Source organism: Agromyces sp. Leaf222 (assembly GCF_001421565.1).
Classification (GTDB): domain Bacteria; phylum Actinomycetota; class Actinomycetes; order Actinomycetales; family Microbacteriaceae; genus Agromyces.
The window spans coordinates 1,070,573-1,084,563 of sequence record NZ_LMKQ01000001.1; the positions used below are offsets into that span (position 1 = coordinate 1,070,573).

Here is a 13,991-nt window from a genome sequence, read left to right on the forward strand (position 1 = left end):
GCCCAGATCGTACCACTGAACTCGCTAACCAGGTAAGTGAGTCATGATCGGCGCGGCACCCTTTCGCGGGGGTGCGCCGACGCGTAGCGTCGCATCCATGTGGAGACGCGCACGACCGCAAACGCTCAGGCAACCGGCGGCCGAGATCACGACCGACAGCACGGTGCACGCGCCAGAGGTGAGGATCCGGTCGTTCCGCATCGGCTTCGTCGGTGCGCTCGGCGTGCTGCTCGCCATCCTGCTCGGCGGCATCGTCTCGCAGCTCGGCACCGTGCTGCTCTACGTCGCGCTCGCACTGTTCCTCGCGCTCGGCCTCGACCCGGTCGTGAGCTGGCTGCAGCGGCGCTCGCTGCCGCGCTGGGCGGCGATCCTCATCGTGTTCGCCGCGGTCATCGGCATCTTCGTCGGACTCATCGCGACGATCGTGCCGATCATCGTGGAGCAGACCAAGATCATCGTCGAGAACTGGGACGACATCCGCGAGAACGTGCTGAACAGCGACTTCGTGGCGTGGCTGAACGCGCTCGGCGGCGGCGACCACGCGATCGACGACGCGATCGCCTCGGCCGGTGACTGGCTCGCCGATCCCGCGAACCTCGGGGCCCTCGGCGGCGGCATCCTCGCGGTCGGCGTCGGCATCGCCGGCGGATTCACGGGGGCGACGATCGTACTGATCCTCACCCTGTACTTCCTCGCCTCGCTCGACTCGATGAAGCGCTACTCGACCAAGTTCGTGCCCGCCAGCTCGCGCGGCAAGTACCGCGAGGTGACCGATGAGATCACCGGATCCGTCGGCCGCTACGTCATCGGGCAGTTCTCGCTCGGCGCGGTCAACGGCGTGCTGAGCCTCATCTTCCTCACGATCATCGGCGCGCCCGCGCCGATCCTGTTGGCGTTCATCGCGTTCCTGCTCTCCCTCGTGCCCCTCGTCGGAACGCTCACGGGCGCCGTCATCATCTCGCTCGTCTGCCTCGCCGCCTCGCCGCTCACGGCGCTCGTCGCGGCGATCTACTACCTCATCTACATGCAGGTCGAGGCCTACGTGCTGAGCCCGCGCATCATGAACAAGGCGGTCGCCGTGCCCGGCGCGCTCGTGGTCATCGCGGCGGTCGCCGGCGGCACGCTCGGCGGGGTGCTGGGCGCCCTCGTCGCGATCCCGGTCGCCGCGTCGCTCATCATCATCGTCGAGAAGGTCATCTTCCCGAGGCAGGACGCCCACTGACGGCAGGCGGCCCGGCACCGGCACCGGCCGGCGGCACCGGCACCGGCGGCGAGTGGACGGTATTCGGCGGTCGGCAGGGCGTGCCGACCGCCGAAACGTGTCCTCTCGCGAACAGGGCGTCGCGAAGAGGGCGTCGCGAACAGGGTCAGGCGAACAGGTCGGCGATGGCCTGGCCGTCGACCGGAACGCCCGCGGCCGCGAGCAGGTCGGTGATCTCCCACTTCTCGGGATCCGCCGTCGAGATCTTCTCGAAGAGCGCGACGCCGCCGGCCTTCTCCTTGGCCGGCGTCCAGTGGGGATCCCGGTTCAGGTAGGAGAACGCGTCACCTCGCAGCAGCCCCGAGAACACCGCCGCGACGATGGTCGAGCCGACCGCGCCGAGGTGCTCGCCATCGGCGGGGGCCTCGCTCGCCTCCTTGAGGATGTAGACCCAGAGGGATTCCTCCATGGGGGCGAGATTCTCGATCGGGCGGATGTGCAGCGCGTGGGCGACGTCGGTGGCCGACGGCAGTTCCATGCGCCAGCCGCGACGGATGTTGAGCTCCGCGAGCGGGTTCGGCGTCGGTCCGCCAGGGATCGTGAACACCGACTTGCTGAGATGCGTGTCGATCTTGTGCGCCCTCTGCGGGAACGGCCCGCCCGAAGACGGGAAGTCGAAGTACCAGTCCCATTGCAGCGAGTGCCGGTCGGGCAGGGGTGAGCCGCCGCGCAGGTCGGGCGGGCCGGGTACCGGGACGGACGGCTGGGTCACTCCCGGGGTGGCGAAGATCGGCTTGCCGAACTGGGTTCCGATCGGCGGCGAGACGCCGACGCTGCGCTGCAGTTCGATGTTGAGCTGGTACTCGGCGCGGATCATCGAGTGCCCGAACCGGTAGGCGGCCACCGAGAACTCCACCGGCATGAACGGGTTCTCGCTCCAGTCGTACACGTCCTCGAGTCCGTAGGTGACCGAGTAGAACGGGCCGCCGGCATCGCCGCCGTCCTCGTCGAACGAGATCGCCTTGGCGAAGACCTTGTCGTCGACGATGCGCGAGACGAAGTCGTTCCAGACGACGTACTGGTAGAACCACACGGTGATGCGCTGAGCCTCGAGGAACAGCTTCCGTCCGGTCGGCGCGATCTCACCAGCCGGAACCGGGGCGTCCGCCAGCTTCTGCAGCGTGCTGTTGTGCGCGAGCGCGAATGCGAGCTGCAGTTGCGAGACGATGCGGTTCTCGTCGTTGCGCGGGTCGCCGATGAGTGCGATGCCGTCGGCGTTTCGCTGCACATCGGGTTCCTTCGGCGATTCGCCCGTGCCGACCTTGAGGAACCCGGGGAACCCGTCGGGCAGCACGCGAACGTGGTCGTAGAGGTACGGCTGGTCGTCGGGGCCGCGCCCGTAGAGGCTGTCGAGATCGAACCTCGGCGACCTGAAGTTCTGCAGGCCGTCTGGGTCGTTGTGCCTCGTGAGGCTCGACTGCGGGTCGAACGTGATGTCGTGGTCGATGAACTGGCCGAGATACGTGTAGCCGACCGGCGTGGCACTGTCGGGCGGGGCGCCGTCGGCGAACATCTCGTCGATCGCGAAGGTGCGGATCGCCGCCTCCTTCTCGGCGTCGGTGGACCCCGGAGGCGACCACGGGGTGAAGCCGCGACCGAAGAGGCGCCCGAAGCGCCCTTCGTGGCTGCGGGAGTGGGGCACGTTCAGGGGCACGATCGAGTGCTTGCTCGCGTGTTGCATGGTTCTCGCCCTCCAGCGATGGGCCCGTGCGCAGCGACGGCTCGGCGACGCCATCGCGGCGGTTGCGGGGGTGAACACGGCGAGTGTAGGTCGGTGCTGAGGAATGCTCATCAGTGATGGCCCTGAGTGGGCCGATGCGGCGCAGGCGCAGCCGCAGGCGTGGGCGGGTCGAGGCGCGAGCGCCGCCGGGAACCGGGGGCCGGAGGCAGCCGCGCTCAGAACCAGATGCTGAGGTGCGGGGTGCGCGGTGCGGCGAACAGGCGGTCGGCGAGGGCGAGCGAGCCGGGCGAGAGCTCGTCGATGCGTCCGGCGCGGGCCAGCACCGACGGGCGCACGCCGCCGAGGTACACCGAGCCGAGCTCGCGCACATCGAGCCGCAGCCCGTGCGCGGCCTGCCCGCGCGAGCGGCGGCCGGAACGCGATGCGGCGGCCGCGGCATCCGGAACCTCGTCGGCCCTGCGCACCTCGGCGTGCCCGACGCCCGAGGCGTCGAGCACGTAGGTGCCGGCCGCGTGCCCGAGCGGGTCGGCGACCTCGAGCGTGAGGGTGCCCGATGCGCCGTACTCGCGCGCCGTGAGCGCCACGATCGGGTCGAGCACGCGCAGCCAGAGGTGGTCGACGACGTCGTGCATGCTCGCGGCGCGCTGGTCCTCGAGCAGCCACGGAAGCGGCTCGTCGACGCTGCGCAGGCGCGCGCGGATCTCGGTGACGAAGTCCAGCTCGACGAGGAAGTGCCAGAGTGCGCGCTCGGCTTCGTCGGTCGCGGCGACGAACACGTCGCACTCGACGACGCCCGGCTGGTTCGGCTCTCGCCCGACCGTGTACGCGATGAACCCCTGCGCCTGGCCGGACCGGTCGTCGTACCGGGCCACGCGCAGGGCCCGCGATGCCGCGCTGTCGGGGTCGACGAGCCCGAGGTGGCGTTCGAGCAGCCCCGGCCAGCGGTCGATCTCGCCGGGCGTGCGCGCGACGGCGCGGCGCGCGATCGCGGGCGCCTTGGCGATGAGGTCGGCGGGTTCGACGAACTGCACGCGGCCGGGTACGTCCGGGCCGATCCAGTGCACGCGACGCCGGTCGACCTTGATCGTCGCCGCGGATGCCGCGGGGCCGAACCCGTAGCGCCCATAGATGGTGGCCTCGGTGAGCGTGAGCATGGCGAGGGCGGCGCCCGCCTCGCTGGCGTAGCGCAGTTGCGCCTCGAGCAGTGCGCGGGCGATGCCGCGGCGGCGGTGCGTGGGGGAGACGGTGACGGCGCTCACGGCCCAGGCGTCGACGCTCCGACCGCCGGGCACGCTGAGGCCCGACGGCCAGCCGTCGACGGTCGCGACGGGCACTGCGGCGTCGTGTGCGCTCGGGTCGTAGACCCCCCGGACGCTGCGCTGCTTGGCGATGCGCAGCTCGCGCCGGAGTTCGGCCGGTTCGGGCCTCGCGTGGTGGAAGCCGCGGGTCTCGGCCTGCGCCCATGCCTGCAGCGCGGTCTCGTCGGCCGGGTCGACCTCGCGGTAGTCGAGTCCGCGGCCTCGGAGTGCGTCGATCGTGGACTGATCGGCGGGGATGCTGCGGGGATCGAACATGCTCCCAGCGTACCCATGGCCGCGGATTCGGGGCAGAATGGGACCATGACTGGGCAAGCGCTTTCCCGATTCGAGCACGCGATCGACGGACAGCACCCCGCGCGGTCCGTGTTCCGCCTGCTCGACCTGCACCGCCGGAGCGTGCTCGCGGCCGTCGCGTTCTTCACGCTCAAGGACACGCCCCTCTGGCTCCTGCCCGTCATCACCGCCGCCATCATCGACGTGGTCGTGGCCGGCGGACCGGTCTCGACGCTCATGATCTGGGCCGGCGTCGCGGTCGTCGCGCTCGCGCAGAACTACCCGAACCACGTGCAGTACACGCGCCTGTTCATGGGCGCCGTGCGCGCGATCGGCGCCGACCTGCGCAACGCGCTCGCCGCCAGGCTGCAGGCGCTCTCGATCGGCTTCCACTCGCGGGCGAACTCCGCCGTCGTGCAGACGAAGGTCGTGCGTGACGTCGAGAACGTCGAGGTCATGCTGCAGCAGACCGCGCACCCGCTGCTGTCGGCGACCATGGTGCTCATCGGCGCGGTCGTCATGACGGCGATCAACGTGCCGGCGTTCCTGCCCGTCTACGCGCTCGCCATCCCGCTCGCGGTGCTGCTGCGCGCGATCCTCAACCGTCGCAGCGCGATGCGCAACGCCTCGTTCCGCCGCGAGGTCGAGCAGTTCTCGGCCCGCGTCGGCGAGATGGCGACCCTGCTGCCCATCACGCGAGCCCACGGCCTCGAGCAGACCGCCGTCAACCGGGTCGCGCACGGCGCCGAGGGCGTGCGCGCGGCCGGGTTCCAGCTCGACCTGCTCAACGGGCGCTTCGCGTCGCTCTCGTGGGTGAGCCTGCAGCTCCTGGGCATCGGATGCCTCGTGCTCGCCGCCTGGGTCTCGATCACCGGCCTCATCCCGATCACGCCCGGCCAGGTCGTGCTGCTGAGCTCGTACTTCGCGCTGCTCACCGGCGCCGCGACGAACCTGCTCATGCTGCTGCCGATCATCGCGCGCGGCACCGAGTCGATCCGCTCCATCGGCGAGGTCATGCAGGACCCCGACCTCGAACGCAACGAGGGCAAGCGGCCGGTCGTCGCGGTGCGCGGCGATCTCACGCTCGAGGGCGTCGGTTTCCGGTACGACGACAACGGCGGGGGTGCGGGCGGCGATGCGGGCAGGGGTCCGGGCAGCGATACGGCGGATGTCGCGGCCGCCGGAGCTGCGTCGCCAGGGCGTGGCGGCGGGGCGCGGCGCCCCGCGCTCTCGGACCTCGACCTCGACATCCGTGCCGGCGAGACGATCGCGTTCGTCGGGTCATCCGGATCGGGCAAGTCGACCCTGCTGAACCTCGTGCTCGGGTTCCTGCGGCCCACGAGCGGACGTGTGCTGCTCGACGGCGCCGACATGGAGGAGCTCGACCTGCGCACGTTCCGCAGCTTCGTCTCGGTCGTGCCGCAGGAGTCGGTGCTGTTCGAGGGCAGCATCCGCGACAACGTCGCCTACGGGCTCGGCGAGGTCGACGACGATCGCGTGCTCGACGCCCTGCGCGACGCGAACGCGCTCGAGATCGTCGACGCCCAACCCGACGGCTGGAACACGGTCGTCGGCGAACGCGGTGCACGCCTCTCTGGCGGGCAGCGGCAGCGGCTCTCGATCGCCCGCGCGCTCGTGCGGGACCCCCGCGTGCTGCTGCTCGACGAGGCGACGAGCGCCCTCGACCCCGAGTCGGAGGCGAAGATCAAGGTGGCGCTGGAGCACCTCATGCGCGGACGCACGACCCTCGTCGTCGCGCACCGCCTGTCGACGATCCGCTCGGCCGACCGCATCGTCGTGCTCGAGCACGGGCGCATCGTCGAGATCGGGTCGCACGCCGAGCTCATCGCCGCCGACGGACGCTACGCCGAGCTCGACCGGGTGCAGTCGGCGTAGCGGATGCCTCGGGCGGCCGCAGTCGGGCCCCGCCCCGTCCGGTGGGGCGACCCTGTTGCGTGCGTGCTCGGCCCTGCTCGACCCGACTCCGCTCGACCCGACTCCGCTCGACCCGGCTCCGCTCGACCCGGCTCGGCGCGGCTCGCACGGAATTCAGGCGAACGTCGCCGCGTCAGGCCGTTCGGTCGTGTTTCGGCCTGAGCAGCCTCCGTGCGCCTGAATGGCGTGTGTGTGTGTGTGTGTGTGTGTGTGGCGTGTGCGTGGCGGGTGGGCATGCCGGCGTGCGGGCGTGCGTGGCGCGTGAGCGACATGGTGGGAGGAGTTCGGCGGCTCGGGAGGGCGATTTCCGGAGGACGGGGCCTCCCGACGCCACGATCCCCTCCAGTCGAGGCGACGAGGGGGGATCGGAGTCAGGCATCCGGCCGCTGCTCAGGCCGAAACCCCGTGGATCGGCCTGAGCAGGCGCCGTTCGCCTGAGCAGCGTTCGCCTGAGCAGCGTCGCCTGAGCGGTGGGAGGAGTTCGGCGGCTCGGGAGGGCGTTCGGGCGGAGGGTACCTCCCGACGCGACGATCCCCTCCCGTCGAGGCGACGAGAGGGGATCGAGAGGCTCGGCGGCTCGGGTCCGACGTGCGGCGGCTACGCGGTCACGGATGCCCGCAGGTGCGGCGCGACGGCGGCGCCGAACGCACGTGCGGTGCGCTCGACGACGTCGGGCCACGCGGCATCCCAGATCTCCTGGTTGAAGATCTCGACCTCGATGTCGCGGTCGTAGCCGGTGGCCTCGACCGCCGCGGTGAGGCTCGCGAAGTCGATGACGCCGTCGCCGGGCTCGTGCCGCGAGAGCAGCACGTCGACGGCGAGCGGCGTGTTCCAGTCGCACACCTGGTAGGTCGCGATGCGGCCGGATGCCCCGGCGCGGGCGATCTGCGGCAGCACGTCGGGGTCCCACCACACGTGGAACGTGTCGACCGTCACTCCGACCACCGACGGGTCGAACGGATCGGCGAGGTCGAGCGCCTGGCCGAGCGTCGAGACGACGGCGCGGTCCGACGCGTACATCGGATGCAGCGGCTCGATCGCGAGGGTCACGCCGGCGGATGCCGCGTACGGGGCGAGCTCGGCGAGGGCGTCGGCCACACGCGAGCGGGCGCCGACGAGATCGGTGGACCCCTCGGGCAGGCCGCCCGCGACGAGCACGAACACGGGCGTGCTGCCGGGCGCGCCGACCGCCGCGAGGGTCGCCGTCTCGTCGATGCCCCGACGGTTGTCGTCGATCGACGCGCGGCGGGCCGGGCCCTCGGGCATCGTGAAGAAGCCGCCGCGGCAGTACGTCGACAGGCGCAGCCCCGAGCTCGCGAAGCGGCGAGCGGCCTCGTCGAGCCCGACGGCTTGCACGGGCTCGCGCCAGAGGCCGATCGACTCGTAGCCGCCCTCGGCGGTGACGCGCAGGGCGTCGTCGAGCGGCGCGTACTTGATCGTCGCCTGGTTCATCGACAGGCGGGGGTGCGCGCTCACGCGTGCACCTCCTCGTCGACGGATGCCGCGTCGACGGCGTCCGCCGACGCGGAGTCCTCTGCAGCCTCGGCAGGTGCCGCGTGGGCGGCATGTCCGACCGGGGCCGCCGCGGTCGCCGCGGACGCAGGACCGGCCTGCCCGGCCGAAGCGGCGTCGCCCGCGACATCCGCCTCGCCCGCGGCATCCGTCGCCGTGACCGTCGTGACGTCGACGCCGTTCAGGGTGAGCAGCGAGTGCCAGCGGGCCGCCGCGAGCTCTGGCCGCTCGAGGGCGCCCGACGCGTTGGCGAGCTCGACGATGCGCGAGAGGTGCGGCAGGCTGCGGGCCGCGTGCAGGCCGCCCACCATCTGGAACGCCGCCTGGTGGCCGTTCAGCCACGACAGGAACGCGACGCCCGTCTTGTAGTAGTACGTGGGCGCGGCGAAGACCTGCTGCGAGAGCGGCTCGGTCGGCGCGAGGATCTCGCGGTAGCCGGCGACGTCGCCCCGGTCGAGCGCCTGGATCGCGGCCGACGCGTTCGGCGCGAGGCACGAGAACGCGCCGAGCAGGGCGTCGGAGTGCCCCTGCTCGTCGCCCTCGATGAGCCCGACGTAGTGGAAGTCGTCGCCCGTGAACATGCGCGCCGACTCGGGCAGGCGGCGCCGGACGGCGATCTCGGCATCGGCGTCGAGCAGGCTCATCTTGACGCCCTGCACCTTGTCGCCGTTGTAGCCGATGATCTGCAGCAGGGTCTCGGCCGCGGCATCCGTGTCGTCGGATCCGAAGTAGCCGGCGAGGCTCGGATCGAAGGCCGTGCCGAGCCAGTGCAGCACGACCGGCCCGCCCGCCGCGGCGAGCACCTCGCGGTACACGCGGCGGTAGTCGTCAGCGGTCTGCGCAGCGCGCGCGAGGTGACGGCTCGCCATGAGCACGACGCCGGCGCCCGCATCTTCGGTGTGGTGCAGCTGCTCCTTGTAGGCGTCGATGACCTGGTCGAGCGAGATCTGCTCATCGTCGACGTGGTCGGTGTTCACGCCGACGACCAGCCTGCCGCCGACGGATGCCGCCTCGGCCGCACTGCGCGAGATCAACTCGCGCGTGGCCGCCGCGTCGAGCCCCATGTTGCGCTGGGCCGTGTCCATCGCATCGGCCACGCCGAGACCCCACGACCACACGTGGTGGCGGAACGCGAGCGTCGCATCCCAGTCGATCTCGGCCGGCTGCCCCGGCGTGTTGTCGGCGTGGGCCTTGGGCACGACGTGCGCCGCCGCGTACGCGACCCGGCTGGTGAGCGGATGCCGCGGCTTGGCGAACGTCGGCGCCTCGGCGAGGTCGACGGCGCGCCGTGCGCCGTCGGCGTCGAGGAGGGTGAGCGTGGTCATGGTCAGCGGGCCCCGGCGAACTCGGGAGCCTCGACGGCGGCCGCGACATCCGCGGTGCTCAGGCCCGAGTCGAGCGTGACGACCGGGATCTCGATGCGGCGGCCCTCGCGGCTGGACGCGAGGCCCTGCTCGGCGAGGAGCACGCCGCGGGCGCCGGCGAGGAAGTCGAACTCGTTGGGGGCGTCCTCGACGACGTGGCGGATGAACTCCTCCCACTGCGTCTTGAAGCCGTTCTCGAACTCGCGGTTGCCGGGGCTCTCGATCCAGTCGCCGGCGTAGTCGTGCGCGTCGGCGAGGTCGGGGTTCCACACGGGCTTCGGGGTCGCGTTGCGCGGCTGGATCTTGCAGCCGAAGAGGCCCACGACGGCCGAGCCGTGCGTGCCGTCGACCTGGAACTCGACGAGCTCGTCGCGGTTGACGCGCGTGGTCCAGCTGGAGTTGAGCTGGGCGACCACGCCGCCCTCGAGCTCGAAGATCGCGTAGGCCGCGTCATCCGCCGTGGCCGCGTAGGTCTTGCCGCGCTCGTCGACGCGCTCGGGGACCTCGGTGACGGCCTTCGCGTAGACCGACTCGACGCGGCCGAAGAGGTTCTCGAGCACGTAGTTCCAGTGCGGGAACATGTCGACGATGATGCCGCCGCCGTCCTCGGCGCGGTAGTTCCAGCTGGGGCGCTGAGCGGGCTGCCAGTCGCCCTCGAAGACCCAGTAGCCGAACTCGCCGCGCACGCTCAGGATGCGGCCGAAGAAGCCCGAGTCGATGAGGCGCTTGAGCTTCTGCAGGCCCGGCAGGTAGAGCTTGTCGTGCACGACGCCGTTCTTGATGCCGGCCTCGTCGGCCAGGCGGGCGAGCTCGAGCGCCTCCTCGAAGGACTCGGCGGTCGGCTTCTCGGTGTAGATCGCCTTGCCCGCGGCGATCGCCTTCTTGATCGCGACCGCGCGCGCCTTCGTCACGAGGAAGTCGGCGTAGATCTGCCAGCGGTCGTCGGCGAGCGCCTCGTCGAGGTTCGTCGTGTAGTGCTCGATGCCGTGCTTGGCCGCGAGGTCGGCGAGCTTCTTCTCGCTGCGGCCGACGAGGATCGGCTCGACCTGCACCCGGGTCTCGCCGTCGCCGAGGAGCACGCCGCCCTGCTCGCGGATCGCCAGGATCGAGCGCACGAGGTGCTGGCGGTAGCCCATGCGGCCCGAGACGCCGTTCATGATGATGCCGATGGTCTGGGGCGCCTGCGGTGCCTGCGGTGCCTGCGGTGCGGAGGCTGCGGTGCCTGCGGGGGCTGCGGTGTCTGCCACGGTGGTTCCTGTTCGGACGGGGCAGGAGGCGATCGGTGCCGCGTCCTGCGCTGGGAAAGCGTTTACCCGAGTGTGGCACACGAGGGTGCGGCGCGCAAGACCCGGTGCGGGGGAGTGCGGGCGGGGGCCGGGGCGGCCCGCGGGTGGCGGGTCGGCGGGTGACGGGTCGGCGGGAGGTCGATGTCCGAAATGTCGGATATACGATCCGCCACGCCGCTCCAATGCGCCTTCGGCCGGCGAGCCGGATCGTGTATCCGACATTTCGGACATTCGCGGAAGGGATGCTGCGGCCGAAGCAGGCTCGGGGAGCGCCGGCCCGCGGCATCCGTTCCCGCGGCATCCGTGGGGGTCGAGAGGCGAGGGTGTCCTAGCTGGCGGGGACGTGCGTTGCGGGGTCGAAGGCGATCGGACCGCAACGAGCGTCCTTGCTGCGTGGTCGTCGCTCGGGCGGCGGTCCGAGGGGTGGGCGGTCCGATCGGCGGTCCGACGGGTGGTCCGGCGGGCGGGCCGGCGGGTCGACGCGCGGCCGGCGCGCGGGCAGCAGGAGCGCCGCAGTACTGGGAGGCGGCGAGCGGAGTGGTGCGGCCTACGCCTCGAGGCGGGGCGTGCTCTCGCGGATGACGACCTCGGTCGAGACGTCGGCCGACGCGGCGCGGGCGGATGCGGCATCCGCCTCGTCGTCGAGGGCCAGGCGCAGCGCCTGCTCGCCGATGCGCTCGAGCGGCATGCGCACGCTCGTGAGGCGCGGCGTGACGTCGCGCACGGTCGGGATGTCGTCGAAGCCGGCGATGGCCACGTCGCGCCCCGGTTCGAGGCCGGCGTCGCGCACGGCCGACATGGCGCCCATCGCCATGACGTCGTTGAGCGCGAACACGAGCTGCGTGTCGCCGAGTCCGCGTTCGAGGAGTTCGCGCATGCCCTCGTATCCGCCGTCGCGCGTGAACGCGGTGCGCACGAGGCGGTCGTCGGCGAGGCCGGTGCCGAAGGGGGCGAGGCCCTCGGTGAAGCCGGCGATGCGGTCGTGCGCGGTGCGCAGTGACTCGGGCCCGGTGAGCGCGGCGAAGCGCCGGTAGCCGAGCGCGTGGAGTTCGGTGGCGAGGTCCTTCGCGCCGGACCGGTTGGCCAGCGGGAGTGTGCGGAACGGCAGGTCGCTCGCGCTGATGAAGACGGCGCGTCCGCCGGTCTGCTCGTAGGCGGCGAGCTCGGCCTCGAGCGCAGGGGCGAGCCCGTCGTCGATCGAGCGGGAGCCGGAGAGGATCATCACGCGGGGTCGCTGGCCGCGCATGGCGCGCACGAGCTCGAGTTCGCGCTCGCTGTCGCGCTCGGTCTCGGCCATGGTGACGATGAGTCGTTCGCCCGAGGCGGCGCCGACGACCCCGGCGGCGATCGACGAGAAGTACGGGTCGGCGATGTCGGCCACGAGCAGGGCGACCGTGGTGGAGGTGCCGCGGGCGACGGCCTGGGCCGAGAGGTTCGGCGTGTAGCCGAGCTTCGCGGCGGCGGCGAGCACGCGCTCGCGGTATTCCTCGTTGACCTTGCGGGTGCTGCCGTTCAGCGAACGCGATGCGGTGGCGAGTGAGACGCCGGCCTCTCGGGCGACGTCGTGCAGGGTGGCCGGCGTCGATCGCCGGGTCTGGGGGCCGCCCTCAGCCATGGGTCCTCCTGGTCGCAGGTCGGCCGGATCGCGCGGGGTCGTCGCGCGGTTCGTCGTGCCGTACGGGCCGATGGGCCTCGACTCTACCGCGGGTCGCGGGTGACGGGGGTTTTGCCGCGTCACGTGTTTCTGGTAGACCTGTAGCGAAAGCGAGATAGCGCTTTCCCGCAGGTTTCCCGCCGATCCGGGCGTGAGACGGATGCCGCTGAGCAAGCGGTTTCTCGGCAGATGCCGCCACCCACCAGCGAGGCGATGGAGCACAGCATGGCGCAGCACGAACCCGGACGCGAGCGCGGACATGAGCAGGGGCACGAGCAGGGGCACGAGCGCGGGCCCGGGCGCGAACGCTACGCGCTCATCGGCACGGGCAGCCGCGCGGGCATGTACATCGCCGCGATGTCCGGAACCGCGTTCGGCGCCGAGCATGTCGCCGAGGTCGCCGACCTCGTCGCCTGGTGCGACGTGAACCCGGGCCGGCTCGACGTCTACGAGCGCGAGGTCGTCGCGACGGGACATCCGGCGCCCGTGCGCTATGCCGTCGACGACCTCGAGCGCATGATCGTCGACGAGCGCATCGACCGGGTCGTCGTGACCACACCCGACTTCACGCACGCCGAGTACGTCGTGCGGGCGCTGCGGGCGGGTGCCGACGTGGTCGTCGAGAAGCCGCTCACGATCGACGCCGAGAGCGTGCGCCGCATCGGCGAGGCGATCGCCGAGACCGGCCGCGAGGTCATCACGACGTTCAACTACCGCTACAGCCCGCGCAACTCGACGCTGCGCCGGGTCATCGCCGACGGACGCATCGGACGGGTCACGAGCGTGCACTTCGAGTGGGCGCTCGACACGGTGCACGGGGCCGACTACTTCCGCCGCTGGCACCGCGAGAAGCAGAACTCGGGGGGCCTGTTCATCCACAAGGCGTCGCACCACTTCGACCTCGTCAACTGGTGGATCGATGCGACCCCGGTGCGCGTCTTCGCCAGCGGCGGCCTGCGCTTCTACGGCGCCGAGAACGCCGAGGCGCGAGGGCTCGGCGAGCGTCCATCGCGCGGCACCGGCACGAGCGGCGACCCGTTCGCGCTCGACCTCGCCGGCGACGCCCGCATGAAGGAGCTCTACCTCGACCAGGAGCACCACGACGGCTACCTGCGCGACCGCGACGTGTTCGACGCGGGCATCACGATCGAGGACAACCTCGCCGCCCTCGTCGACTACGACTCCGGCGCGACGCTCAGCTACTCGCTGAACGCCCACGCCCCCTGGGAGGGCTACCGCGTGACCGTGAACGGCACCGAAGGTCGCGCCGAGCTCGAGGTCGTCGAGCGCGGGGCCGTGCTCATCGGCGAGGACGGCCGCGTGATCGTCGACCCCTCGATGCATCCGGATGCCTCGTCCGGCGACGACGTGCGGCCGCACGGCGAGCGGCTCGTCGTGCAACGGCACTGGGAGGGCGCCGAGGTCGTGCCGATCCCCGAGGGCATCGGGAGCCACGGCGGCGGCGACGCGTTCCTGCTCGATCACCTCTTCCGAAGGGTGACCGATGACGCGCCCCTCGGCCGCGTGGCCGGCTACGCCGACGGCGTGCGCGCCGTGTCGGTGGGCATCGCCGGCAACCTCTCGCTCGAGACCGGCAGGCCTGTGCTCATCGGCGAGCTCGAGCTCGGGGTCTGACCTCCAGGGCGGATGCCGCGGCATCCGTCACCGATTCGGACGTGGAGGGCCGGCGCTGGCGCCGGGGGAGG

At 71.7% G+C, this 13,991-nt stretch carries 9 protein-coding genes; 3 read left to right on the top strand and 6 right to left on the bottom strand.

From position 1 onward, the window contains the following. The first annotated feature begins 97 nt into the window (after positions 1-97). Positions 98-1,222 carry an AI-2E family transporter gene (locus ASE68_RS04695; RefSeq protein WP_082462004.1) on the top strand — a complete coding sequence of 375 codons (1,125 nt, stop codon included), beginning with the start codon at positions 98-100 and terminating at the stop codon, positions 1,220-1,222. 145 nt (positions 1,223-1,367) lie between these two features. Here ASE68_RS04695 and ASE68_RS04700 read toward each other — a convergent pair whose 3' ends face one another. Both ASE68_RS04700 and ASE68_RS04705 read right to left on the bottom strand, forming a co-directional pair. Continuing rightward, on the bottom strand, positions 1,368-2,942 hold the full coding sequence (locus ASE68_RS04700) for a peroxidase family protein (RefSeq protein ID WP_055855608.1): 1,575 nt from the start codon (positions 2,940-2,942) through the stop codon (positions 1,368-1,370). 215 nt (positions 2,943-3,157) lie between these two features. After that, positions 3,158-4,516: a GNAT family N-acetyltransferase gene (locus ASE68_RS04705; protein WP_055855612.1), complete on the bottom strand. Its 1,359-nt coding sequence runs from the start codon at positions 4,514-4,516 to the stop codon at positions 3,158-3,160. Between the two features lie 45 nt (positions 4,517-4,561). Here ASE68_RS04705 and ASE68_RS04710 point away from each other — a divergent pair, with 45 nt between their 5' ends. Further along, on the top strand, positions 4,562-6,430 hold the full coding sequence (locus ASE68_RS04710; protein WP_055860711.1) for an ABC transporter ATP-binding protein: 1,869 nt from the start codon (positions 4,562-4,564) through the stop codon (positions 6,428-6,430). Positions 6,431-7,066: 636 nt separating this feature from the next. Here ASE68_RS04710 and ASE68_RS04715 read toward each other — a convergent pair. From ASE68_RS04715 to ASE68_RS04730, 4 genes are all read right to left on the bottom strand, one after another. Beyond that, positions 7,067-7,945, bottom strand: a complete 879-nt coding sequence (locus tag ASE68_RS04715; RefSeq protein WP_055855615.1) for a sugar phosphate isomerase/epimerase — start codon at positions 7,943-7,945, stop codon at positions 7,067-7,069. After that, complete coding sequence (locus ASE68_RS04720) at positions 7,942-9,306, bottom strand: dihydrodipicolinate synthase family protein (RefSeq protein ID WP_082462007.1); 1,365 nt, start codon at positions 9,304-9,306, stop codon at positions 7,942-7,944. The genes ASE68_RS04715 and ASE68_RS04720 overlap by 4 nt, the downstream gene beginning before the upstream one ends. Before the next feature lie 2 nt (positions 9,307-9,308). Then, positions 9,309-10,502, bottom strand: a complete 1,194-nt coding sequence (locus ASE68_RS04725) for a Gfo/Idh/MocA family protein (protein ID WP_055860714.1) — start codon at positions 10,500-10,502, stop codon at positions 9,309-9,311. A 676-nt stretch (positions 10,503-11,178) separates the two neighbouring features. Then, positions 11,179-12,246 carry a LacI family DNA-binding transcriptional regulator gene (locus ASE68_RS04730; RefSeq protein WP_055855617.1) on the bottom strand — a complete coding sequence of 356 codons (1,068 nt, stop codon included), beginning with the start codon at positions 12,244-12,246 and terminating at the stop codon, positions 11,179-11,181. Between the two features lie 264 nt (positions 12,247-12,510). Between ASE68_RS04730 and ASE68_RS04735 the strand changes: the two genes are divergently transcribed. Next, positions 12,511-13,920, top strand: coding sequence for a Gfo/Idh/MocA family protein (locus ASE68_RS04735; RefSeq protein ID WP_157421547.1), 1,410 nt, complete (start codon positions 12,511-12,513; stop codon positions 13,918-13,920). The last annotated feature ends 71 nt before the right edge of the window (positions 13,921-13,991 follow it).

Excerpts from the sequence above, each read along its gene's own strand:
- ASE68_RS04735 (WP_157421547.1), top strand. The coding sequence starts at position 12,511 with ATGGCGCAGCACGAACCCGGACGCGAGCGCGGACATGAGCAGGGGCAC.
- ASE68_RS04695 (WP_082462004.1), top strand. The coding sequence starts at position 98 with ATGTGGAGACGCGCACGACCGCAAACGCTCAGGCAACCGGCGGCCGAG.
- ASE68_RS04705 (WP_055855612.1), bottom strand. The coding sequence starts at position 4,516 with ATGTTCGATCCCCGCAGCATCCCCGCCGATCAGTCCACGATCGACGCA.
- ASE68_RS04720 (WP_082462007.1), bottom strand. The coding sequence starts at position 9,306 with ATGACCACGCTCACCCTCCTCGACGCCGACGGCGCACGGCGCGCCGTC.
- ASE68_RS04725 (WP_055860714.1), bottom strand. The coding sequence starts at position 10,502 with ATGAACGGCGTCTCGGGCCGCATGGGCTACCGCCAGCACCTCGTGCGC.
- ASE68_RS04700 (WP_055855608.1), bottom strand. The coding sequence starts at position 2,942 with ATGCAACACGCGAGCAAGCACTCGATCGTGCCCCTGAACGTGCCCCAC.
- ASE68_RS04730 (WP_055855617.1), bottom strand. The coding sequence starts at position 12,246 with ATGGCTGAGGGCGGCCCCCAGACCCGGCGATCGACGCCGGCCACCCTG.
- ASE68_RS04710 (WP_055860711.1), top strand. The coding sequence starts at position 4,562 with ATGACTGGGCAAGCGCTTTCCCGATTCGAGCACGCGATCGACGGACAG.